Below are 23,251 nucleotides of genomic sequence, written 5' to 3'. Positions count from 1 at the left end.
TCCCCTCGAATGGACTACGACCGAATGAGAAGGAGACCGCATGACCCGCAAGCTCTATGCCCTGTCCGGAACCGACAAGACCCGACCGTTTTCACCGCATGTCTGGAAGACGAAGCTTTCGCTCGCGCACAAGGGGCTCCCATTCGACGTCACTCCGGTCGCCTTCACGGAGATTCCGAAGCTGGAAGAGGGCGCGACGAAGATCGTCCCGCTGCTGCGCGACGGCGACAAGCTGGTGAGCGACAGCTTCGACATCGCGCTCTACCTCGAGAAGACCTATCCCGACCGGCCGACCTTGTTTGCCGGCGAGGGCGGCAGGGCCATGGCCCGCTTCGTCGAGGGCTGGTCGCAGATGACCCTTCATCCGGCAATCGGGCGCATTGCCATCATGGATATCCATGACCGCCTCGAACCGGTCGATCAGGCCTATTTCCGGTCGAGCCGCGAGCAACGCTTCGGCAGGCCGCTGGAGGCGGTCGCCGAAAGCGGCCGGGCGGATCTCGAAACTTTTTCGGCAAAGCTCGAGCCGCTGCGCCACATGCTGAAGTTCCAGCCCTTCCTCGGCGGCGACGGGCCGCTCTTCGCCGACTACATCGTCTTCGGCGCGCTGCAATGGGCGCGCATCGTCTCGACGCACCGCCTCCTTGCCGCGGGAGACGTCGTCAGCGACTGGTTCGAGCGCTGCCTCGATCTTCACGGCGGTCTCGGCCGTTCCGTGACAGCGGCGTGAAACTGGCGCAGGCAGCGGCGAATCATCGCCGCGCCCCCTTGTTTTGGGCCGAATTGGCGGCTAATGAACCGCCACTTTTCTCAAGAAACGAGGGATTGAGCCAATGGCGATTGAACGTACCTTTTCGATGATCAAGCCGGATGCGACGAAGCGCAACCTGACCGGCGCCATCACCAAGATGCTCGAGGATGCCGGCCTGCGCGTCGTCGCATCGAAGCGCGTCTGGATGAGCCGCCGTGAAGCCGAAGGCTTCTACGCCGTCCACAAGGAACGCCCGTTCTTCGGCGAACTGGTCGAGTTCATGTCCTCCGGCCCGACCGTTGTCCAGGTCCTCGAAGGTGAGAACGCCATTGCCAAGAACCGCGAAGTGATGGGCGCCACCAACCCGGCCAACGCTGCCGAAGGCACCATTCGGAAGGTTCATGCGCTGTCGATCGGCGAAAACTCGGTACACGGTTCCGACGGTCCGGAAACCGCAGCCGAAGAAATCGCCTACTGGTTCGCCGGCACCGAGATCGTCGGCTGATTCACCTTCTTCGCTTTTGGCTCTAAGGGCCTGAAATGAATCATCAAAGCGGGGCGGCGACGCCCCGTTTTTCATGCCGGGCAGGCGGCCATGTCGAAATGCGTCGGGGCCAGCCCGTTCCGGAAGACTTCCGGGTTCTTGTCGTAGCCGGGCCCTACCACCAGCGGCCTCGCAGGCATGACGCTCTGATCGACGTCCGAAGTCACCGTCGTTTCCAGCCTCTGCAGCATTGCTCCGTCCGGCCCCTTGACCTCGATCGTCACGGCATAGGGCCTTTCCTTCTTGATGCAGGTGATGTCGGGGCTCTCCAGCACGACCTTGTCGAGCCTCGGGAAGAGCTTGCGCGTGAGCGTCAGCGGCTCGCCGCCGGCCGGGTTCTCGAACGTCGCCACGACGACGCTGCCCTCCGGTACCGGCTCTGTCTTGTTGAGCGTGATCGTGTAGGTGGCATAGGCCAGCCGGTAATTGAACACGAACATCTTGCCGGTGAGCTTCAACGGATCCGGCCCCGTCTCGCGCTGGCAACCGGCGAGTACTGCCGCCGCGATCAGGGCGGGCAGGACGATGTACTTCATGGCTGGATTCCTTCCTTGTTGCGGCGGTAGTGGCGTTTCGCCTTCGTGCGGTTGCCGCAGACGGCCATGTCGCACCATGTCCGGCTTCGGTTGCGGCTGCGGTCGAAAAACAGCCATTGGCAATTGGGGCATATCTTCAGGCGTTCGGGTTCGGGGCTGGCGATGAGGCCGAGCGCCGAGTGCGCGGTGGCGGCATCGAGCGGCAGGCCGGTGGCGCTGCGCTCCGACCGGCGCATGACGGCGGCGATCGCCTCGAGGAGATCCGCCAGAAGATCGGGTCGAGCCTCGCTGCGCACGAGCGCCCGGAAATGCCGGTCAGCCGCCTCGCGCAGGCCGATGAAGATTTGCCGGTTCTCGGGACGCATTCTGACGAGCGTGCCGAAGCGCTCCCTTTCGGCGCCGTAGCGATTGGCAGCCTCGGCAAAGGCGTCCATCGCCGCCGCATCGGCAAAGCGATCGATCCGGCGCTCGGGGTCGAAGCGCAGGACGACGGAGTTGGCGACGTCGAGCGCCAAGGCGCCGCCGGAAAAACGATGTGCGGTCCAGATGAAGCCCATGTAAGAATCCTAACTGGCAAAACTCATTTTACCAGTTATAGTACGTCTGTCACTACGTGGATAAGCCATGGCCTATTTTCTCCAGCAGCTCGCCAACGCCGTTCCGGTGGCGGCGCTCTATGCGGCGCTCGCCTTCGGTTATGCAATCGCCTTCGCCGTCACGCGCAGGGCGGACCTCACCTACGGCGCGCTTTTTGCCTTTGCCGGGCAGATGTTCGTGCTTTTCGCGGATTTCGGCTGGACCAGGCTGTGGCTGGTGCTGCCGGCCGCGCTCGGTCTCGGGGCCGCGGCCGCGTTGACATTCGGGGTGGGCGCCGGCCTCGTCGCCGGGCGCTATGTCATGCGGCCGCTTGCCTTCTCCTCGGCGAATGCCGTGATCGTCGCCTCGCTCGGCAGCCTGATGGTGCTGATGGAAACGGCGCGGCTGGCGTCCGAGACGAGAAGCCTTTGGCTGCCGCCCTTCCTGAACGATGTCATCGTGTTCTGGCCGAATCCCGCCTTTCCGGTGGCGCTGACCGTCATCCAGCTTCTTAACACGGCCCTCATGGTGGCGCTCGTCGCCGGCGGCCATTGGCTGCTGACCCACTCCTATGCCGGGCGCTACTGGCGCGCCGTGTCGGAGGATCGCGAGGCGGCCGCACTTTGCGGCGTCGATCCCTCAATGGTCTATATCTTCGCCTATGGCGTCGCGTCGCTGATCGCCGCCTTCTGCGGAATTCTCGCCGCTTCCTATTACGGCAACATGGATTTCGGCACGGGCCTGACCTTCGGCGTCAAGGTGCTCTTCATCGCGGCGATCGGCGGGCAGACGGCGCCGCTGTACGCCGCGCTCGGCGCGGCGGGCGTCGGCCTCATCGAGACGCTCTGGAGCGCCTACGGGCCGATCCTCTGGCGGGACTTCGCGATCTTCGGTTTCCTGGTCATCGTGCTGGTCGTCACACGCCGGGAAAAGATCATTCCCTGAATATCTGCGAGAGCCTGCGCACACCTATCAAATATCGGCAGGCAGTATCCAGTTCGTGCAGGCAAGATTCCGTCGTGCGGTCTTTTAACCTCGCTGTTTCCCGATCGTTAACGAGGGAACCATAGGGGCGCGCTCCAGATAGGAGCAATATCATGACGCGTTCCCTGAAAGCTTTTTCCCGGTTGCTGGACGAGCGCGACGGTGCCGTCGCCGTCATCGTCGCAATTGTCGCCCTGCCGATGTTGCTGGCCGTTGGGGCCGCGATCGATTTCGCAAGAGCTTACAATGTGCGGACGAACCTGCAGTCGGCGGCGGACTCAGCGGTGCTCGCCGCGGCGTCGAAATACGAAAAGAACATGCCGAAATCGAAGATCGCCAGAACGATCGCGTCCTATCTGTCGGCGAACGTGGAAAGCAAGGGCGCCGTCGCGGGGGAGCCGGAGGTCTCCGACGATCGAACGGAACTGTGCATCGACGTCGCGAATTCGGTTCCGACCACCTTCATGCAACTCGCCCGCATCGAAACGGTTCCGGTCAGCGTCCGATCCTGCGCGCTGCTTCCGGGCATACGCCAGGTGGAGATCGCGCTCGTCGTCGACGTGTCGAGCTCGATGATCGAGGAGGATCGTTTCGAGCCGATGCTGAACGCCGTCAGCGCATTCATTGACGCCTTTTCTTCGGACGAGGCCATGAAGGGGAAGACAAAGATTTCGCTGGTGCCGTTTTCCAGCCGCGTGAGCATCGGCATGGACAATACCGACTGGTTGAAGGCGTATAACGGAACGCCGGCGGTTCCTGAGCGTTGGACGAACCCGAAAGCCTACTACGAAAACGGCAAGCTTGCTCGCTGGGTCGACGGCAGCACGCCGGTCGTCGATACATCAAAGAACTATTATTGGATGGGCTGCATTGAGCCCCGAGCCGATGTTGAGGTCAAAGAGAAAGGATCAGTCGGCAGTTTGGGGGCAAGCGACGTTTCTCCGAAGACTTCGGCCTTCGTGCCGCAGGACGCCAATTCACAATCAGGAAAGAGCTACTGTCCTCCTCCGATCACGTCGCTTACGGACGACTTCACTTATCTTCAGAAAGCAGTCAGCAACCTGACGTCGCAGGGCTCGACGCGCCTCGATGCCGGCGTGGTGGCGGGGTGGTATACGCTGTCGCCCAGGTGGAAGGGAGTGTGGGAAGACGAAAGCACTCCGGTGGATTACGACGACTCGGTGCAAAAGGTCATGGTCTCCATGACCGACGGGCAAATGAACGCCAAGAAGACCACGGATAAATTCGATTGGCTTTGCCTTCATACTTCAAGCGAGGCAGCTTGCAACGACCGGGCGCTTGATGTGATGCAGGACAGCTGCTCGGCGATGAAAAAGAACGGCATCGAAATCTTCACGCTGTCCTACAGCAACGAGGCCGACGTAAAGAACATCCGCAAATGCGCCACCAGCACCAACCACTTCTACACGGCCTCGCCTTCGACGATCGAGGCAGTCTACCAGACGATCGCCTCGGTGATCGGCGCTGATGCGGTGCGGCTCACGCAGTAGCAGACGTGGTTGAGCGGGAGGCGCGCTCCCCGTTCGGAGCGGTCAGGTCTCGCGCTTCCACCGCTCGCGCGCGGCGTCGTCCGCATCCTTGGCGCTGACCCAATCACCCGTGCGGCCGTCGGCGCGATGTTCCTTCTTCCAGAAGGGCGCAGACGTCTTCAGGAAATCCATGATGAAATTCGCGCCGTCGAATGCCGCCTGCCGGTGGGACGAGGCGGCGATCACCAGCACTATGTTTTCGCCCGGCGTGATCTTGCCGAAGCGGTGGATCGCGGTTGCGGCCTGCAGGCCGAAGCGTTTGACCGCCTCGTGGCAGATGCGTTCGATCTCCCCCTCGGCCATGCCTGGATAATGCTCGAGTTCGAGCGCGACGAGCGATCCGGCCTCGTCGCGGCAAAGCCCGGAAAACGTGACAACGGCGCCGATGTCGGTCCGGTCGCGGCAAAGCGCCGAGACCTCGGCGGCCATGTCGAAGTCCTCGCGCTGAACGCGCACGGTCACGGGGGCGGTCATTGGCCTCAGCCGCCCGTCATCGGCGGGAAAAGGGCGATCTCGCGGGCGTTACCGATCGGTTCGCCGTGATCGACATGCTCCTGGTTGATCGCCGCGCGGATGACGTTCTCGTGCGCGAAGGCCGCTTCGTATTCCTCGCCCCGCGTCTTCAGATGCGCGATGAGATCGGCGACGGTGAGGACATCCGCGGGCAGCTCCAGCGTTTCCTCACCCTTGCCGATGCGTTCGCGCACCCAGGAGAAATAGACGAGATTGACGGTGCTCATTCGTTGACCACATGCTTCAGCCCGGCGCGGAAATAATCATAGCCGGTATAGAGCGTGATCGCCGCAGCGATCCACAGGAGCAGGATACCCGCTTCCGTGACGTAGGGCACGATCTTGTCGCCCGCGGGACCGGCGAGCAGGAAGGCGATCGCCACCATCTGGATCGTCGTCTTCCACTTGGCGATCCGCGTGACCGGCACGCTGACCTTGAGCGCCGCCAGATATTCGCGCAGGCCCGAGACCAGGATCTCGCGGCAGAGAATGATGATCGCGGCCCAGATCGACCAGCCGGCGATCGTCCCGTCGGCGGCGACGAGCAGCAGGATCGACGCGACCAGGAGCTTGTCGGCGATCGGGTCGAGCATGCGGCCGATGTTCGAAGTCTGCTTCCAGATGCGCGCGAGATAGCCGTCGAAGAAATCTGTGATCGAGGCGGTGACGAACAGGACGAGCGCGGTCCAGCGCGCGAAGTCTGAGCTGTGCAGCCGGCCCTCGATGAAGAAGCAGAAGACGATCAGCGGCACGATGAGGATACGGAAATAGGTCAGCAGATTCGGGACGCTGTAGGCAATGGGCGTTGGCATGGACTCGGTTTCTCTGGACACGACAAATCCCTCACTTCCAGCGATCTACAGCGCCGTGCGCCTCGCCGGACGCGCAATGGTCGCTGTAGCAGCCCTTCGAATTGCTGCATTTTTCCTTAAGTCGGCTCCCGTTCAAGGAAACATGCAGCAGGGCCATCGCGCATTGTTCTCGTTCGGTTGGAGCGGGAAAGGCTCGTCTCGTCTATCCCATGCCACCGGGTTCAGGTGTACAGAATGACTTTGCGACCGCAAGGTCAACAGCCATTGTGCAACGACTGTCATATTTGCAGGATTTCGTCTGAACGCAGTCTGAATTGCGTCACCGGTTGGTAACCCGCCGGGTCATCTGGCGGCGTCCTCGTGGAAATGTTCATAAACGAGGCGAGCCACCGTTTCCGAGATGCCGTTGACCGCCATCAGGTCGTTGATGCCGGCGCGGGAGACCGCCTTGGCGGTCCCGAAATGGCTGAGCAGCGCGCGCTTGCGCGTCGGGCCGATCCCGGCAATCTCGTCGAGCGGGTTCTTGACCATTTCCTTCTTCCGCCGCGCCCGATGCGAGCCGATCGCGAAGCGGTGCGCCTCGTCCCTGAGCCGCTGGATGAAATAGAGGACGGGGTCGCGCGGCGGCAGCGTAAAGCTTTCCCGGCCTTCGACGAAGAAGCGTTCGCGGCCGGCGTCACGGTCGACGCCCTTGGCGACGCCGATCGCCGTCACGCAGTCCTCGACGTCAAGCTCCTTGAGGATGGTGCGCACGGCCGTCATCTGGCCTTGGCCGCCGTCGATCAGGATGACGTCCGGCCAGGAGGGGAATCCCGCGTCCTCGGTCGGCTCGACCGTGCGGTTCGGCTTTCCTTCCTCCTTCAGCAGGCGCGAGAAGCGCCGCGTCATGACCTCGCGCATCATGCCGAAATCGTCGCCGGGGGTGATGTCCGTCGATTTGATGTTGAACTTGCGATACTGGCCTTTGACGAAGCCCTCCGGGCCGGCCACCACCATGCCGCCGACGGCATTGGTGCCCATGATGTGCGAGTTGTCGTAGATCTCGATGCGGCGCGGCACGTAGGCGAGCCCGAAGGTCCCGGCGAGGCCTTCGAGGAGGCGCGACTGCGAGGCCGTCTCCGCGAGCTTGCGACCGTGCGCCTCGCGGGCGTTGGCGACCGCGTGTTCGACCAGATCCTTCTTCTCCCCGCGCTGCGGCACGAGGATCGAGACCTTGTATCCGGATTTCTCGCTCAGCGCCTGGCCGAGCAGTTCCTGTTCCGCGACCGACTCGCAGAGCAGGATCTGCCGCGGGCAGGGCTTGTCGTCGTAGAACTGGGCGAGGAAGGCGCTGAGCACCTCGGCCGCGGGCAGCGAAGGGTCGGCCTTGGGGAAATAGGCGCGGTTGCCCCAGTTCTGGCCGGTGCGGAAGAAGAACACCTGGATGCAGGAGACGCCGCCCTCGTGGTGGATGGCGAAGACATCCGCTTCCTCGACGCCGGCCGGGTTGATGCCCTGGTGGCTCTGCACGTGGCTCAGCGCCGCCAGCCGGTCGCGGTAGAGCGCCGCGCGCTCGAAATCGAGGTTTTCCGCGGCCTCGTGCATCGCCGCGGCAATCGTCTCCTTCACCGCCTGGCTCTTGCCCGAGAGAAAGTCCTTGGCTTCGCGGGCGAGCTCCGCATAGTCGGCATCGCTGATCTCGCCGGTGCAGGGGGCCGAACAGCGCTTGATCTGATAGAGCAGGCAAGGCCGCGTGCGCGTCTCGAAGACGCTGTCCGTGCAGGTTCTCAACAGGAAGGCCCGCTGCAGCGAGTTGATGGTGCGCCCGACCGCTCCGGCCGACGCGAAGGGGCCGAAATAGTCGCCCTTGCGGCTGCGCGCGCCGCGATGCTTGTAGAGCGCGGGCGCCCGCGTGTCGCCGGTGACGACGATATAGGGGAAGGACTTGTCGTCGCGCAGAAGCACGTTGAAGCGCGGACGCAGGCGCTTGATCAGGTTCGCTTCCAAGAGCAGCGCCTCGATCTCCGTCCGCGTCGTCACGAATTCCATGTTCGCGGTCTCGCGAATCATGCGCGCGATGCGGTTCGAGTGGCCGCGCCCCTGCGCATAATTGCTGACCCGCTTCTTGAGGCTGCGGGCCTTGCCGACATAGAGCACGTCGCCGGCATCGTTGAACATCCGGTAGACGCCGGGGCCGTTCGGCAGGAGCTTGACGAAGGCCTGGATCAGTTCGGCACCCTTGAGGCCTTCCGTGTCCGGCTGGCTTTCCGCCCATTCGATCGCCGGCGCCGGCCGCTCGCCCTCGCTCACCTCGAGGAGATCGTCGTCCTCGTCGGTCTCGCTGCCGTCATAAAGGATGCCGCCATCCGTGGGCGTCCGCCCGTTCATTCCACTATCTCCCGAATATCCGGCGTCTCCCAGGCCAGGTGCTGGCCGCCGTCGAGCGCGATCATCTGTCCGGTAACCGACGGCGTGTCGAAAAGGAAGCGGATCGCGCGTCCGAACTCGTCGAGCGCCGGGCCGCGCTTGAGGATCAGCGCCTCAACCTGCGCCTCGAAATCGCGCGGGTCCTGTCGCTCGTTCGGCAGCGTCGGCCCGGGTCCGATGCCGTTGACGCGGATGTCGGGGGCGAGCGCCTGCGCCATCGTCCGGGTTGCCGTCCAAAGCGCCGACTTCGATAGCATATAGGAATAAAAGCGCGGATTTGGAGACCAGACCCGCTGATCGATCACGTTGACGATAAGAGCGCAAACGCCGTCCGGTCGCTGCCGCGCGAAATCGCGGGCGAGCAGGGAAGGGGCTTTGACATGCAGGGCGAAATGCCGCTCCCAGACGGCATCGTCGAACTCGTTCAGGCTGTCCTTGTTGAACACTGAGGCGTTGTTGACCAGAAGATCGAGGGGGCCGAGGCGGGCGTTCGCCTGCGCAATCAGTCCCGACGCCGCGTTTGGATCGGTAAGGTCCGCCTTGAGCGCGACGGCCCTGGCGCCGGCCGCGCCGAGGCGGGCCGCCAAGGCCTCGGCCTCGGCGAACGAGCCGTTCGCGTGAATGGCGACCGCAAAGCCGTGCGCCGCCAGATCCTCAACTATCGCCCTGCCTATGCGGCGGGCGCCGCCTGTAACCAGCGCCGCCTTCAGTGTCCTCTTCAATTCTTTCTTCCGCTCTTCGAATCCTGTTCCGACCAGACAATGATATAGGCCGGAAAGGCCGGGCTGAAAAACTCCCCGAAGGATTCGTTTCGGAAAAATTAACGCGCCTGGCGTTTGAATTATTTTTTTATGTTAAAGTATATCTTTCGTTAATCTTGGAATATGGTTAATAAATTCTCTGTGTCGCCAAGGCAACATCAAATTTTGGACGCGCCAGCGCCACTAAAATTTCACATTTTAGCTCTTGTGAATCCGCATTTGCTGTCCAATTTTCGGTCAACCGGGCGGGTCAATTACAGATGCCCGGTGTTCCGCCAAGGCACATCAGCAAGATGCTCAGGAATGCCGGTTCGAAAGGAGAATAGTATGCGTACGCTCACCACCACCCTCATGGCTTCGGCCATGGCCCTCGTTGCGTTCCAGGCCGCCCATGCGGCGGACGTCGTCGACGAAGTTCCGGCGGCTCCGGCTGCCGAGTATACGGAACCGGCTGCCAAGAACTGGTCGGGCGCCTATGTCGGCGGCACCGTCGACTGGCATCATGGCCAGGCCGACGCCACCGGCAACAATACTTCCGCCGGCTTCGGCGGCGGCCTCTACGGCGGCTACAACGTGCAGGACGGCCAGATGGTCTATGGCGGCGAAGCCGACATCAACTATGCCGGCAATGACTCGCATTCGAGCGGCCGCCGCGTCCAGCAGGGCGTCAACGGCTCGGTCCGCGGCCGCGTCGGTGTCGACCTGAACCCGGTCCTGGTTTACGGCACGGCCGGTGTCGCCCTCGGCAATGCCGAGCTCAAGACGCCCGCCGGTTCCGACGACAAGACCCTGGTCGGCTGGACGGCCGGTGTCGGTGCCGAAACCTTCGTGACCGACAACATCACGGCGCGCGCCGAATACCGCTACACGGACTACGCCTCCAAGGACTTCCGCACCGGCGGCACCACGGTCTCGTCCGGCTACGACGAGCACAGCGTCCGCCTCGGTATGGGCGTCAAGTTCTGATCCGAACCGCAGCGATCAAAAAAGGCCGGGGCGACCCGGCCTTTTTTCATGCGGGTGAATTTCAGGCCTTGAACTGCGAGTAGTCGGGGAAGTGCTTCTCGAACCTGGCCGGCCACTTCTCGAGCTTCGGCCGTCCCTTCTGCCATTCGCCGGCAAAGCGCAGCTCGATATAGCGCAGCAAGGCCGCCAGCGCGAAATGTCCGGCGTTGAGCTTGTCGTTCGTCTTGGGCAGGTTTGCATCCAGGTAGTCGAGCCCCCGCTCGACCTTTTCCCATTGCCGGTCGATCCAGGGCTGATGCACCTTCTCCGGCGGGTGGAACCGCTTCTCGTAGACGATCGCCAGCAGGCTGTCGCAGATGCCGTCGCAGAGCGCCTCGATGATCTCGACCTCCGTGCGCCTGGCGGGCTTCTTCGGGTACAGCCTGCCCTTGGTTTCCCGGTCGAGGAAATGCATGATCGCCCGGCTGTCGTAGATCGCCTGGCCGTCCGCCGTGATCAGGGTCGGGATCTTGCCGAGCGGGTTGTTCTCGATAAGCTCCGGCGGATTGGCGTTGGTGTCCGTCAGAACGCTCTCTGCGGCGATCCCGAGATGATGGGCCGCCATGCGGACCTTGTTCGAGTAGGGGGAGGCGGGCGAATAGAAAATCTTCATCCGATGTCTTTCCGTTATCATGGTACGGGGGGAAGCGAGATCGTGCCCCGTCTGCAGGCCCGGCGGTCCACTTCGGGACAGGCCCTGAAATTCAGTTCCTTGTCGAAGCAGATCCTGATTTCTTCAAGCAAGCTGCCTTCGCAGGCGACAGCGACCATCTCCTTCGTCATGCCGGGATTCGTCGCCGTGAACGCCGTTTCGATCGCCGAGACCGGCAGGTTGCGCGATTCGCCCGCGGACGCAAGCTCGGGCGGGATGACGAGCCGGTTGCGGGCTGCCCGCGCCACCGCGAGGTAGTCGCCCTGGCTGAGGCCGGTGCAGGTGCCGTGCTTGCGCCACTGATGGCCGATCAGCCCCATCGACGGAATGAGGTCGAGATAGCGCCGGCCGAGCGATTCGGGCACGCGGTCCGATTGGCGCGTCCGGCAATATTCCGGATAGCCGCCGTCGTCATTCTGCGGCCAGAGCCCGTGCACGATCAGGCCATGTCCGCTGCCGGTCTCGCACTGATCGGATTTGCCTTTCGGGTCGTTGACGGCGCACCAGCTCGGGGACCAGGAGAGGGAAAGGACGTAGAAATCGAAGCCTTTGCCGATGGGCACGATCGCCGTCGCGGCGCTTGCCGCAGCGGCGGTGGAACCCGGCACGGTCGTCGTGCCGCCTTCATCGCTGCAGCCGGCAACCGTGAGAAGCGCAACGATCGCCGGCAACAGTTGTCGTGCAGCCATCAGCGAAGCGAAGCGCAATTGGCGCCGTAGACATACCACGGGTCAAGGCCGCCGATGCAGAACTCGATGCTCCTGCCGACGCCGGCGAAGCCCCAGGGCCGCTCGATCAGATACCAGAGCGGGCGCCGGACGCCGTCCGTCATCACGGCGGTGGCGTAGCAATATTCACGCTCGACCAGATGGGTGTAGTCGCGCGGCTCGAAACGGTTTTGCGCCATCTCGCGAATCTCGGCGATGGAGAGATCGGCGTGGAGGTAGTTCGCAGCCTTGTATTCGAAACGCCGGGTAATAAAGCCGAGCACGGAAGGTTCGCCGCAAACGCCGATATCGTAGGTGTGCCTCGCGATGGGCACTTCCGCAAAGTCCGCAGTGGCGGCGCTGCCGGCGGCGCCGGCTGCGAGGGAAAGCGAGGTGAGAAGCATTGCGGCAAGCTTGCAAGTCATGGCTACCTCCCTGAATCGTCTCAAGAGATTGAAGCCACGGGGCCTTTGCCGTCAAGGCCTTCAGTTGAGCGGAGTCTCGCCGCGCAGCCAGAAGCAGCGTGCCGATGCGAAACGGTCCTGGGCGAGCCGCGCCTTCAGGAAGGGCAGGAGCACGTCGAGTTCGCCCTTCAGCGTATAAGGCGGGTTAACGATGATCAGGCCCGATCCGGCAAGTCCGGTGACGTCGCGATCGCTGCGAACAGAAAGCTCCGCGCAGAGCATCTTCGGGATCTCCAAAGCCTTCAGCGCCGCATGGAAATCCTTGACCGGTGCGCCCTTCTTCAGCGGATACCAGAGGCAGAAGATGCCGCCGGCAAAGCGGCGATGCGCCTTGGCAAGCCCTTCGACCAGCCGCTCGTATTCGCCTTCGACCTCGAAGGGCGGATCGACGAGAACGAGGCCGCGCTTTTCCTTGGGCGGCAGGTGGGCGCCGAGCGCCAGCCAGCCGTCGAGCCGGGTGATCCGGCTCTGGAAATCGCCCTCGAACAGGGCGTGCAGCGTCTCGTAGTCTTCCGGATGCAGTTCCATCGCCGACAGCCGGTCCTGCGGCCGAAACAACAGGCGCGCAAGCTTCGGGGAGCCCGGATAATGCGTGAGGCCGCCTTCGGGATTGAGGTCGCGGACGGCGGAAAGGTAAGGGCCGAGGATGTCAGCGACGGGGGCGGGAAGCTCGGCTTCGGTCAGGCGTCCGATCCCTTCGCGCCACTCGCCGGTCTTCTGCGCTTCCTCGCCCGAAAGATCGTAGAGCCCGATGCCGGCATGAGTGTCGAGCACGCGGAAGGCCTTGTCCTTCTGCTTGAGATAGGTGACGAGCCGCGCCAGCACCGCGTGCTTCAGGACATCGGCGAAATTGCCGGCGTGATAGATATGCCGATAGTTCATAAGCGTTGCCGATGGCCGCGATCAATTGTTTCGATGGATGGCGAATGGGGCTTTGAGCCCTTTCACGCATGCCATATAGAAAAGTCATGAACGTTGCGACACCCATCAGACGAGAAAAATCCATCGGCCATTCGGTCTGTCCGCATGACTGTCCGTCGGCCTGCGCGCTGGAAGTCGATCTGACGGACGAGGGCAAGATCGGCCGCGTGCGCGGTGCCGCCGAAAACAGCTACACGGCCGGCGTCATCTGCGCCAAGGTGGCGCGCTATGCCGAGCGCATCTATCACCCCGGAAGGCTGACGGTGCCGCAGCGTCGTGTCGGCGCCAAGGGCGAGGGGCGCTGGCAGGAGATTTCCTGGGAAGCGGCGCTCGACGAGATCGCCGACGAGTTCGTCAGGGCCGAGCAGAGGCACGGCTCGGAGGCCGTCTGGCCCTATTTCTATGCCGGTACGATGGGGCAGGTGCAGCGCGATTCCATCGAGCGGCTACGGCACGCCAAGCGCTATTCCGGCTTCTTCGGTTCGATCTGCACGAACATGGCCTGGACCGGCATGACCATGGCGACCGGGGCCCTGCGCGGTCCCGATCCGCGCGAGATGGCGAAGGCCGACTGCGTGGTGATCTGGGGCACCAATGCCGTGGCGACCCAGGTCAACGTCATGACCCATGCGGTCAAGGCGCGCAAGGAGCGCGGCGCCAGGATCGTCGTCATCGACGTCTACGACAACCCGACGATCAAGCAGGCCGATATGGGGCTGGTCCTGAAGCCCGGAACCGACGCGGCGCTCGCCTGCGCCGTCATGCACGTCGCCTTCCGCGACGGCTACGCTGACCGCGCCTATATGGCGGAATTCGCCGACGATCCGGCGGGCCTCGAGGCGCATCTGAAGACACGCGGGCCGGAATGGGCTTCCGCCATCACCGGGCTTCCGGTCGCGGAGATCGAAGCTTTCGCAAGGCTCGTCGGCACGACGCCGAGAACCTATTTCCGCCTCGGCTACGGCTTCACCCGCCAGCGCAACGGCGCCGTCGCGATCCATGCGGCCGCCTCGGTCGCGACGGTGCTCGGCTCCTGGAAGCACGAGGGCGGCGGCGCCTTCCACTCCAACAACGACATTTTCCGGCTGGACAAGCGCGAACTGGTCGGTGCCGCGCTGCACGACGCGGATGTGCGGATGCTCGACCAGTCGCAGATCGGCCGTGTGCTGACCGGCAATCCGGATGCGCTCCGCCATCGCGGACCCGTGGCGGCGATGCTCATCCAGAACACCAATCCGGCGAATGTCGCGCCGGAGCAGCGCCTCGTGAAGCGGGGTTTCCTGCGCGACGATCTCTTCGTCGCCGTGCACGAACAGTTCATGACCGACACCGCACGGCTTGCGGATATCGTCCTGCCGGCCACCATGTTCCTGGAGCATGACGACCTTTATCGCGGCGGCGGGCACCAGCACATCCTGATCGGCCCGAAGCTCGTCGAGCCGCCGCCGACGGTGCGCACCAACCTCTTCGTCATAGAGCAACTGGCGAAGCGGCTCGGCGTTGCCGACCGCCCCGGCTTCGGCCTGACCGAGCGCCAGCACATAGACCGGCTGCTCGCCAATTACGGCATCGGCTATGAGGAGATGAAGGAGCGGAAGTGGCTCGATTGCCAGCCGGCCTTCGAGGAAGCGCATTTTCTCAACGGCTTCGGGCACCCGGACCGCAAGTTCCGCTTCAAGGCCGACTGGACCGGCACGCCGGCGCCCAACCGGCCGCCGAAGTCGATGGGCCCGCAGGGGCCGCATGGCCGGCTTCCGCAGTTTCCCGACCATGTCGAACTGATCGAAGTCGCCGACGAGCGCCATCCCTTCCGCCTGGCGACGTCGCCGGCGCGCTCCTTCCTGAATTCCACCTTCTCCGAGACGCCGTCCTCGATCGAGAAGGAGGGTCGGCCGGAGGTGATGATCCATGCGGAGGATGCGGCCGCACTCGGCATCGACGACGGCGACATCGTCAGGCTCGGCAATGAACGCGGCGAAATCCGGCTGCATGCGAGGATCGGCGGCGGCGCGCGTCGGGGCGTCGTGATCGCCGAGGGGCTTTGGCCGAACGGCGCCCATCTCGACGGCGAGGGCATCAATGTCCTGACCGGCGCGGACGCGGTCGCACCCTATGGCGGCGCGGCCTTCCACGACAACCGGGTCTGGCTCAGCCGCGCCTGAGCATGACGGCGGAAGGCATTTCAAACGGGAGCCGCCCATGACGAAGCATGCAGAACGCGTCCGGATCATCGACCGCCAGAACCTCTGGAACGGCTTCATCAGCCTGGAGCGGATCACGCTCGAGCAGCAGATGTCCGACGGCAGCACCGCAAGGCTCGTCCGTGAAGTGCACGATCACGGGCGCGCCGCGACGATCCTGCTCTTCGATCCGGAGCGGCAGGTGGTGGTGCTCGTCCGCCAGATTCGCATTCCGGTTTTTCTGCAAGGCGAGCCGGGATATCTGATCGAGACGCCGGCGGGCCTCCTCGACGGCGAGGCGCCGGAAGTGGCGATCTGCCGCGAGGCGATGGAGGAGACCGGCTATGAGATCGAGAGCGCCGTGCATCTCTTCGATGCCTATATGAGCCCGGGCTCGGTGACCGAGCGGACCAGTTTCTTCCTCGGCCGCATCGACACCTCCAGGAAGACGGCCGCCGGCGGCGGCCTGATGCATGAGGGCGAGGACATCGAGGTGCTGGAGATCCCCTTCGAAGAGGCCTGCGCGATGGTCGGCACCGGCGAGATCTGCGACGCCAAGACGATCATGCTCCTGCAATGGGCCATGCTCAACCGCGCGTCTCTGCCGGCCTAACCGGCTGATTTTTCTCACATTACCGATAATTCACTTTTTCCGAGCGGGACCCTGCGTTAAGCCTTGTTGTCTTCTTCAACGACAAGGGCGAACCATGGCGTCCTCCTCTTCCCACGAGAAGAAAGCGCAAGACGATGAGGCCACCGGTGGATGGCGGCCGTTCCTGAGGCGCAACCAGCGCCACCTTGCAGCCATCGCTACGCTCGTCATGATCGCGCTCTTCGGCGCCGCGATCTTCCAACTGACGGCGGAAGTCCAATATGACGACGTGGTATCGGCACTGGCCGCGACGAGCTGGCGCTCGGTGGCGGCCGCCGTCCTGTTCACGGGCGTGAGTTTTCTTGCGCTGACCTTCTATGACGTCGGTGCGCTCGATTACGTCAAGCGCAAGCTCCCCTATGCCGATGTCGCGCTCACCGCCGCCTGCGCCTATGCCGTCGGCAACACCGCGGGCTTCGGCCCGTTAAGCGGCGGCGCGATCAGGTACCGCTCCTATTCCAGGCTCGGGCTCGAGCCGGAGGAAATCGCCCGCGTCATCGCCTTCGTCACGCTCGCCTTCGGGCTGGGGCTCGCCGCCGTCGCCTGCCTCAGCCTGCTTGCCGTCGGCGAATACGTTGCGCCGCTCACCGGTATCGGCGCGTTCTGGCTGCGGACGATCGCCCTCGTCGTCCTTGCCGGCCTGCTGGTAACCCTCGTTGCCGCCCGCAGCGGTCACGAGGTCAGCATAGGTCGCCTCACCCTGCGGCTGCCCGATTCCGCGACGTCGTCGCGCCAGTTCCTGATAACCGCGGTCGACCTCGCGGCCTCTGCGACGGTTCTCTATGTCCTGCTGCCCGCCGGCACGATCGGCTGGCCGGCTTTCCTGGCGATCTATTGCGTGGCGGTTGGCCTCGGCGTGCTCAGCCACGTGCCCGCCGGCCTCGGCGTCTTCGAAACCGTGATCGTCGCGACGCTCGGGCATGCGGCCGATGTCGACGCGGTCCTCGGCGCACTCGTCCTCTACCGTGTGATCTATCACGTGCTGCCGCTGTTGATCGCCATCGTCGTCATCGTCGGCATGGAAGTCCGCCAGCTCGCCGGTCACCCGGTGGCCTCGAGCCTGCGCCGCGCCGGCGGCCGCATGGCGCCGCTCCTGTTCGCGACGCTGGCGCTGGTGCTCGCCCTCATGCTGGTGCTGTCGAGCGTCACGCCGACGCCGGACGAGAACCTGGCCTTCCTGGCAAACTATGTGCCGCTGCCGATCGTCGAAGGAGCGCACTTCCTCGCGAGCCTTCTGGGGCTCGTCCTCGTCATCGTCGCGCGGGGGCTGGCGCTGCGTCTCGATGGCGCCTGGTGGGGCTCGGTCGTGATTGCGGCTGCCGCGCTCCTGCTGTCGCTCGTGAAGGCGGTGGCGCTCGGGGAGGCGGGCATGCTCGCCTTCTTCCTCGTCGCATTGCTCGCCAGCCGCCGCCTGTTTATCCGCCCGGCCTCGCTCTTCGGTCAGGCGCTGACGCCGCCGTGGCTCACGGCCCTCGGCGTCCTCTGTTTCGGGGCTTTCGTCGTCCTTCTCTTCGTCTATCGCGATGTCGAGTACAGCCACGAGCTCTGGTGGCAGTTCGAATTTTCGGCAGAGGCGCCGCGCGGGCTCCGGGCCCTGCTGGGGGTCACGATCGGCGCCAGCGCCGTCGCGATCTGGAGCCTGATGCGCCCGGCGACCAGCGCGATTGCGCCGGCATCCGATGAGGACATGGAGCGTGCGATCGCCATTGTCGAAGCCCAGGACATGTCCGATGCCAATCTCGTGAGGATGGGCGACAAGAGCATCATGTTCTCCGCCGACGGCCGCGCCTTTATCATGTATGGGCGCTGGGCACGCTCCTGGATCGCGCTTTTCGACCCCGTCGGCCCGCTCGACGCCTGGCCGGACCTCGTCTGGCAGTTCATCGAGACGGCGCGCGCCAATGGCTGCCGCCCCGTCTTCTACCAGGTCTCGCCGCGAGGGCTTGCCCATTACGCCGATGCGGGCTTGCGGGCCTTCCGCCTCGGCGAACTGGCGGAGGTCGATCTCACCCGCTTCGACATGAAGGGCGGCAAATGGGCGACCCTGCGCCACCAGGTGAGCCGCGGCCAGCGCGACGGTCTGGAGTTTATCGTGGTGGAGCCGGCGGACGTGAGCGCGATCCTGCCGGAACTCGCCGCCGTTTCCGACGCCTGGCTCGATCATCACAGCGCCCGCGAAAAGAGCTTCTCGCTCGGCGCCTTCGATCCGGAATATCTCGTCACGCAGCCGGTCGCGATCCTGAAGCATGAGGGGCGCATCGTCGCCTTCGCCAACGTCCTCGTCACCGCCGCCAGGGAAGAGGGCTCCGTCGACCTCATGCGGTTCTCGCCCGACGCGCCGAGGGGAGCAATGGACTTCCTCTTCGCGCGACTGATGGAGCACCTGAAGGCGCAAGGTTACCGGCGCTTCAATCTCGGCATGGCGCCGCTTTCCGGCATGTCCTCGCGCAGGACGGCGCCGGTCTGGGACCGGGCCGGCCGGACCTTCTACGAACACGGCGAGCGTTTCTACAACTTCAAGGGCCTGCGCGCCTTCAAGTCGAAATTCCACCCGCACTGGCAGCCGCGCTACCTCGTCGCGAGCGGCGGTCTCAATCCCATCCTCGCGCTGATGGATGCGACGTTCCTGATCGGCGGCGGTCTCAAGGGAGTGATCAAGAAATGACGTGGAAGATCTGGACAAGCGCGGCCTTGGCGGCGCTGCTCGTCGCAGCGGCAGGCCTGCCGTCCTCGGCCGGGGAGGCGCAGAAATTCGACACTGGCATGATCCCGTCGCCTCATATTCTCCTTCCGAGGGAGGAGCCGTCGGGCCTCGTGGTGCTCATCTCGGACGCAAGCGGATGGAGCGAGAAGGAGGAGGCAGTCGCCCGCACGCTCTCCGGCGACAAGGCGATCGTCATAGGCATCGACCTCAAGGCCTATCTGGCGTCGCTTGCGAAGGATGACGGCGATTGCGTCTACACGGTTTCGGACATCGAGTCGTTGAGCCAGCAGGTGCAGCGCACCGTCGGCAGCAGCGCCTATCGGCCGCCGATCGTCGCCGGCGTCGGCGCCGGTGGCGCGATGGCGCTCGCGATCGCCGCGCAAAGCCCGGCCGCAACCATCGGCAAGACCTTGGCAGTCGATCCCGAGGAGGGGATAGCCTTGGCCAAGCAGCTCTGCACTCCGGCCGAGAAGACGCGCAAGGGCGACCATGTCGTCTACCGTCTGACCGATGGGCCATTGCCGGCTCCGGTGGCCGTCACCTTTTCCCCGGCAGCGTCGGCGGAAGGGCGCGAGCATGTCGCCGCGCTGGTCGAGAAGCATCCGGACATCGAGACGGACGACTCGGACGACGATGCCTATGCCGCCCTTTCCGACGCGCTCTCCGGATATCTGGAGGAGAGTGACGAGGCCGACAACCCGTTCGGCCTGCCCCTCACGGTTCTCGATGCGAAGCCGACCCGCGACACGATGGCCGTGATCTATTCGGGGGACGGAGGCTGGCGCGATATCGACAAGGAAGTCGGCAATGTCCTGCAGCAGCAAGGGGTGCCGGTCGTGGGGGTGGATTCGCTGCGCTACTTCTGGACGGAACGCCAGCCGCAGGAGACCGCCGACGACCTTGCGCGGATCATCGGCTACTACGGCAAACGCTGGAATGTCCGCAATGTGCTCTTGATCGGCTATTCCTTCGGCGCCGATGTCCTGCCGCGCACCTACAACCTGCTGCCCGCGGCGAGCCGCGCGCGCGTGCGCCAGGTGACGCTCATGGCACTGTCGCATCAGTCCGATTTCAGGATTTCCGTCCTCGGCTGGCTCGGCGCCGAGGGCGAGGGGAGTGCGGGCGACCCGGTTGACGATGTGAAGGCGATCGACCCGTCGCTCGTGCAGTGCATCTACGGCACGGAGGAGGAGGACGACGCCTGCCCGGGGCTGAAATCTTCCGGCGTCGATGTAGTCGCCATCGAAGGCGGCCACCATTTCGACGGGGATTACCCGGCCTTGACCCGCCGGGTGCTCGACGCGCTCGACCGGCGACTGGCGGCGAAGTGAAGCCTGCGCAAATTGCGATCAAATCGCCGGCGAAATCAGCGTGCCCGATGCCTCGCCTGTAACGTCACCGACCGCGCGGCCCGCCTCCATGCGCACCTTGCCTTCGGCGACGAGCCGGAGCGCCATCGGGTAGGTCCTGTGTTCAACCGTCAGCACGCGCGCGGCAAGCGTCTCCGCGGTGTCGCCGGGAACGATCGGGACGGCGGCCTGCGCGATGATCGGGCCGTCGTCCATGCCCTCGGTCACGAAATGGACGGTGCAGCCGGCAATCCTCATGCCCGCGTCGATCGAGCGCTGGTGCGTGTGGAGGCCGGGAAAGAGCGGCAGGAGCGACGGGTGGATATTGAGGATGCGGCCTTCGTAGCGCTGGATGAAGGCCGCGGACAGCAGGCGCATATAACCGGCGAGGCAGATTATGTCCGGCTGGAGACGGTCGAGTTCGGCGGTGATCGCCGCCTCGTGCGCCTCCTTGCTGGCGAAATCCTTGCGGACGAAGGAGAAGGCCGCGATGCCGAGCGCCCGCGCCTTGTCGAGCCCGCCCGCATTCGCCTTGTCGGAGATGACGGCGATGATCTCGGCCGGGAAATCGGGCGCGGCGGCAGCCTTCGCGAGCGCGACCATGTTGGATCCGCCGCCGGAGATGAAGACGACGACTTTCTTCCTGCCTGCCGTCATGCTCATAGGGCGAGGCTGCCCTTGTAGATCGTGCCGGCCGCGCCCTCGGCGCGCGCCACCATGCGACCGAGCGAGAAGACCGTCTCGCCTTCGCCGGTGAGCACGGCCGCGACCTTGTCCGCTTCCGCCGCCGGAACGACGACGATCATCCCGACGCCGCAATTGAAGGTGCGCAGCATCTCGTTGGCGGCAACGCCGCCGGTCTTCGCGAGCCATGAGAAGACCGCCGGCGGCCTGATGGCGCCAAGGTCGATCTCGGCAGCAAGATGCTTGGGCAGCACGCGCGGGATATTCTCCGGAAAACCGCCGCCGGTAATGTGCGCCAGCGCCTTGATCGCACCCGTCTCGCGGATCGCCTTCAGGAGCGGCTTCACATAGATGCGCGTCGGCGTCATCAGGAGGTCGGCGAGCGTGCCCTCGCCGAAGGGCGCCGGCGCATCCCAGCCGAGGCCCGAGAGCGAGACGATCTTGCGCACCAGCGAATAGCCGTTCGAATGCACGCCGGAGGAGGCGAGGCCGAGAATGACGTCGCCTTCGGCGATGTCGCCGGCCGGCAGGAGCTGTCCGCGTTCGGCCGCACCGACGGCAAAGCCGGCGAGGTCGTAGTCGCCGCCCGAATACATGCCCGGCATTTCCGCCGTTTCGCCGCCGATCAGCGCACAGCCGGCCTCACGGCAGCCGGCGGCGATGCCGGCGACAATCGTCGCACCCTGGTCGGGATCGAGCTTGCCGGTCGCGAAATAGTCGAGGAAGAACAAGGGTTCGGCGCCCTGAACGACGAGGTCGTTGACGCACATGGCGACGAGGTCGATGCCGACCGTGTCGTGCTTGTTGGCATCGATGGCGATCTTGAGCTTGGTGCCGACGCCGTCATTAGCGGCAACCAGCACCGGATCGCTGAAGCCCGCCGCCTTGAGATCGAAGAGGCCGCCGAAGCCGCCGATCTCGCCGTCGGCGCCGGGGCGCCGCGTCGAGCGCACATGCGGCTTGATCTTCTCGACCATCAGGTTGCCGGCATCGATATCCACACCTGCATCGCTATAGGTGAGGCCGTTCTTTCCCGACTGGCTCATGCTCGTACTCCAAGGGCTCGTCGCATATTGCGGATGCGATTGGCACGGCAAGGCGAGGAGTGCAAGCGGCAGGGCTCGCGCATGCCGGCTTTTTTCACGTTTTTGCCGGCGTGCGGCCGCGTTTGCCTGCCGAAGGCGGTTGCCGGCCTGGTTTCGGAACGTGCCGGGCTTGACCTGGGCGCGCACGGCACCCTATCTCGTCGGACAAAAAGCGGGCGGTGTGGTGCGCCGTATCGCGCAACGGGGAGTGTCATGGGCAATCGGGTCAGCGGGCTGGGGCTTCAACGCCAGATCTTTTTCTGGCTGCTGGTGCTTGCCGCCTTCATCGCATTCCTGATGGTCTTCAGCTCGATCCTTCTGCCGTTTCTTGCCGGCATGGCGCTCGCCTATTTTCTCGATCCCGTCGCCGATCGCCTGCAGCGGCTGGGCCTCAATCGCCTGATGGCGACGATCGTCATTCTGGCCTCCTTCGTCGTTCTTTTCGCGCTGTCGCTGATGATCATCATCCCGCTGGTCTTCACGCAGGCGGCCGATTTCATCCAGAAGATGCCGGACTACGTCTCCAGGCTGCAGGCCTTCATCACCGACACGACCCAGTCGACCATCGTTCCCGACTGGCTCGAGGGCCAGATGGCGACGATCAAGGAGAACTCGGCCAAGCTCCTGCAGCAGGGCGCGCTGTTCCTCGGCACCCTGTTCCAGCAACTCTGGAACTCCGGCATGGCGCTGCTCGACATCCTGTCGCTGTTCATCATCACGCCGGTCGTGGCATTCTATCTTTTGCTCGACTGGGACCGCATGGTCGACAAGCTGGACAGCTGGATACCGCGCGACCATGTCGACGTCGTCCGCCAGATCGCCCGGGACATGAACACGACGATCGCCGGCTTCGTCCGCGGCCAGGGATCGCTGTGCATCATCCTCGGCCTCTACTACGCGATCGGCCTTTCCCTGGTCGGTCTCAATTTCGGCCTGTTGATCGGCCTCTTCGCCGGCATGATCAGCTTCATCCCCTATGTGGGATCATTGGTCGGGCTGGTGCTCGCCGTCGGCGTCGCCCTCGTCCAGTTCTGGCCGGACTATGGCTGGATCCTGCTCGTCCTCGCCGTCTTCTTCAGCGGCCAGTTCCTCGAAGGCAACATTCTCCAGCCGAAGCTGGTCGGCAAGAGTGTCGGCCTCCACCCCGTCTGGCTGATGTTCGCGCTGCTCGCCTTCGGTGCGCTCTTCGGCTTCGTCGGCCTTTTGGTCGCCGTGCCGGCAGCCGCCGCGATCGGCGTCCTTGTCCGCTTCGGTATACAGCGATACCTTGATAGCGATCTCTATCACGGGCATAGAGCGGCTGCGAGCAAGCAGACGGAAGGCGAGGAGCCTCCGCTGACTTAGAGCATTTTGCAGCCAGGTGGAATCACCTGGCGCCGCACGAATGCGGCAAAACAAATGGATAGAGCGGCGGCG

Annotated in this window: 23 protein-coding genes; 10 read left to right on the top strand and 13 right to left on the bottom strand. The window is 64.4% G+C overall.

The window, feature by feature from the left end:
* Positions 1–40: 40 nt before the first annotated feature.
* Both ATB98_RS13635 and ndk read left to right on the top strand, forming a co-directional pair.
* Positions 41–730: a glutathione S-transferase family protein gene (locus tag ATB98_RS13635; RefSeq protein WP_066874481.1), complete on the top strand. Its 690-nt coding sequence runs from the start codon at positions 41–43 to the stop codon at positions 728–730.
* A gap of 103 nt (positions 731–833) precedes the next feature.
* Entirely contained in the window at positions 834–1,256 is a 423-nt protein-coding gene (gene ndk / locus ATB98_RS13630; protein WP_066874479.1) for a nucleoside-diphosphate kinase, read from the top strand.
* A gap of 71 nt (positions 1,257–1,327) precedes the next feature.
* Here ndk and ATB98_RS13625 read toward each other — a convergent pair whose 3' ends face one another.
* Entirely contained in the window at positions 1,328–1,831 is a 504-nt protein-coding gene (locus ATB98_RS13625; protein ID WP_066874477.1) for a hypothetical protein, read from the bottom strand.
* Positions 1,828–2,388, bottom strand: coding sequence for a CGNR zinc finger domain-containing protein (locus ATB98_RS13620; protein WP_066874475.1), 561 nt, complete (start codon positions 2,386–2,388; stop codon positions 1,828–1,830). Before ATB98_RS13620 ends, ATB98_RS13625 begins: the two co-directional genes overlap by 4 nt.
* A 67-nt stretch (positions 2,389–2,455) precedes the next feature.
* On the opposite strand from ATB98_RS13620, the gene ATB98_RS13615 reads away from it, so the two are divergent.
* Both ATB98_RS13615 and ATB98_RS13610 read left to right on the top strand, forming a co-directional pair.
* The gene (locus ATB98_RS13615; RefSeq protein ID WP_066874473.1) at positions 2,456–3,352 is read left to right on the top strand and encodes a branched-chain amino acid ABC transporter permease; all 897 of its coding nucleotides are present in this window, start codon (positions 2,456–2,458) and stop codon (positions 3,350–3,352) included.
* Positions 3,353–3,504: 152 nt separating this feature from the next.
* Positions 3,505–4,902, top strand: a complete 1,398-nt coding sequence (locus ATB98_RS13610) for a vWA domain-containing protein (protein WP_066874471.1) — start codon at positions 3,505–3,507, stop codon at positions 4,900–4,902.
* Between the two features lie 42 nt (positions 4,903–4,944).
* Here the strand turns inward: ATB98_RS13610 and ATB98_RS13605 are convergent, their stop codons facing one another.
* The 5 genes from ATB98_RS13605 to ATB98_RS13585 form a co-directional block, all read right to left on the bottom strand.
* Complete coding sequence (locus ATB98_RS13605) at positions 4,945–5,415, bottom strand: molybdenum cofactor biosynthesis protein MoaE (protein ID WP_066874469.1); 471 nt, start codon at positions 5,413–5,415, stop codon at positions 4,945–4,947.
* Positions 5,416–5,420: 5 nt separating this feature from the next.
* Positions 5,421–5,681 carry a molybdopterin converting factor subunit 1 gene (gene moaD / locus ATB98_RS13600; protein ID WP_066874467.1) on the bottom strand — a complete coding sequence of 87 codons (261 nt, stop codon included), beginning with the start codon at positions 5,679–5,681 and terminating at the stop codon, positions 5,421–5,423.
* The gene (pgsA, locus tag ATB98_RS13595; RefSeq protein ID WP_066874464.1) at positions 5,678–6,265 is read right to left on the bottom strand and encodes a CDP-diacylglycerol--glycerol-3-phosphate 3-phosphatidyltransferase; all 588 of its coding nucleotides are present in this window, start codon (positions 6,263–6,265) and stop codon (positions 5,678–5,680) included. The genes moaD and pgsA overlap by 4 nt, the downstream gene beginning before the upstream one ends.
* A 342-nt stretch (positions 6,266–6,607) precedes the next feature.
* Entirely contained in the window at positions 6,608–8,632 is a 2,025-nt protein-coding gene (gene uvrC / locus ATB98_RS13590) for an excinuclease ABC subunit UvrC (RefSeq protein ID WP_066874459.1), read from the bottom strand.
* Entirely contained in the window at positions 8,629–9,393 is a 765-nt protein-coding gene (locus ATB98_RS13585; protein WP_066874457.1) for an SDR family oxidoreductase, read from the bottom strand. The genes uvrC and ATB98_RS13585 overlap by 4 nt, the downstream gene beginning before the upstream one ends.
* A 366-nt stretch (positions 9,394–9,759) precedes the next feature.
* On the opposite strand from ATB98_RS13585, the gene ATB98_RS13580 reads away from it, so the two are divergent.
* Positions 9,760–10,398 (top strand): outer membrane protein, encoded by a 639-nt coding sequence (locus ATB98_RS13580; RefSeq protein ID WP_066874455.1) that lies wholly within the window; start codon positions 9,760–9,762, stop codon positions 10,396–10,398.
* Positions 10,399–10,459: 61 nt separating this feature from the next.
* Here ATB98_RS13580 and ATB98_RS13575 read toward each other — a convergent pair whose 3' ends face one another.
* From ATB98_RS13575 to ATB98_RS13560, 4 genes are read right to left on the bottom strand one after another with little or no spacing between them, the layout of a single operon-like run.
* A complete protein-coding gene (locus tag ATB98_RS13575) occupies positions 10,460–11,050 on the bottom strand; it encodes a glutathione S-transferase (protein WP_066874453.1) in 591 nt (196 codons plus the stop codon).
* 17 nt (positions 11,051–11,067) lie between these two features.
* A complete protein-coding gene (locus tag ATB98_RS13570; protein WP_066875553.1) occupies positions 11,068–11,778 on the bottom strand; it encodes a ribonuclease T2 family protein in 711 nt (236 codons plus the stop codon).
* Entirely contained in the window at positions 11,778–12,221 is a 444-nt protein-coding gene (locus ATB98_RS13565; RefSeq protein WP_066874451.1) for a hypothetical protein, read from the bottom strand. The genes ATB98_RS13570 and ATB98_RS13565 overlap by 1 nt, the downstream gene beginning before the upstream one ends.
* Before the next feature lie 60 nt (positions 12,222–12,281).
* The gene (locus ATB98_RS13560) at positions 12,282–13,142 is read right to left on the bottom strand and encodes a 23S rRNA (adenine(2030)-N(6))-methyltransferase RlmJ (protein ID WP_066874449.1); all 861 of its coding nucleotides are present in this window, start codon (positions 13,140–13,142) and stop codon (positions 12,282–12,284) included.
* 68 nt (positions 13,143–13,210) lie between these two features.
* Here ATB98_RS13560 and ATB98_RS13555 point away from each other — a divergent pair, with 68 nt between their 5' ends.
* The 4 genes from ATB98_RS13555 (at position 13,211) to ATB98_RS13540 (ending at position 20,048) form a co-directional block, all read left to right on the top strand.
* Complete coding sequence (locus ATB98_RS13555; protein ID WP_066874447.1) at positions 13,211–15,343, top strand: molybdopterin-containing oxidoreductase family protein; 2,133 nt, start codon at positions 13,211–13,213, stop codon at positions 15,341–15,343.
* Positions 15,344–15,380: 37 nt separating this feature from the next.
* Positions 15,381–15,974 (top strand): NUDIX domain-containing protein, encoded by a 594-nt coding sequence (locus ATB98_RS13550; RefSeq protein WP_066874445.1) that lies wholly within the window; start codon positions 15,381–15,383, stop codon positions 15,972–15,974.
* Positions 15,975–16,068: 94 nt separating this feature from the next.
* Positions 16,069–18,678: a bifunctional lysylphosphatidylglycerol flippase/synthetase MprF gene (mprF, locus tag ATB98_RS13545; RefSeq protein WP_066874442.1), complete on the top strand. Its 2,610-nt coding sequence runs from the start codon at positions 16,069–16,071 to the stop codon at positions 18,676–18,678.
* Positions 18,675–20,048, top strand: a complete 1,374-nt coding sequence (locus ATB98_RS13540) for a virulence factor family protein (RefSeq protein ID WP_066874440.1) — start codon at positions 18,675–18,677, stop codon at positions 20,046–20,048. Before mprF ends, ATB98_RS13540 begins: the two co-directional genes overlap by 4 nt.
* An 18-nt stretch (positions 20,049–20,066) precedes the next feature.
* Here the strand turns inward: ATB98_RS13540 and purN are convergent, their stop codons facing one another.
* Both purN and purM read right to left on the bottom strand, forming a co-directional pair.
* On the bottom strand, positions 20,067–20,729 hold the full coding sequence (purN, locus tag ATB98_RS13535) for a phosphoribosylglycinamide formyltransferase (RefSeq protein WP_066874438.1): 663 nt from the start codon (positions 20,727–20,729) through the stop codon (positions 20,067–20,069).
* Entirely contained in the window at positions 20,726–21,796 is a 1,071-nt protein-coding gene (purM, locus tag ATB98_RS13530; RefSeq protein WP_066875552.1) for a phosphoribosylformylglycinamidine cyclo-ligase, read from the bottom strand. The genes purN and purM overlap by 4 nt, the downstream gene beginning before the upstream one ends.
* A 252-nt stretch (positions 21,797–22,048) precedes the next feature.
* On the opposite strand from purM, the gene ATB98_RS13525 reads away from it, so the two are divergent.
* Positions 22,049–23,179: an AI-2E family transporter gene (locus ATB98_RS13525; protein WP_066874436.1), complete on the top strand. Its 1,131-nt coding sequence runs from the start codon at positions 22,049–22,051 to the stop codon at positions 23,177–23,179.
* The last annotated feature ends 72 nt before the right edge of the window (positions 23,180–23,251 follow it).

Source organism: Sinorhizobium saheli (assembly GCF_001651875.1).
In the GTDB taxonomy this organism is placed as follows: domain Bacteria; phylum Pseudomonadota; class Alphaproteobacteria; order Rhizobiales; family Rhizobiaceae; genus Sinorhizobium; species Sinorhizobium saheli.
Note: the sequence above shows the minus strand (reverse complement) of the source record. Positions and strands in the feature narration are given on the sequence as shown.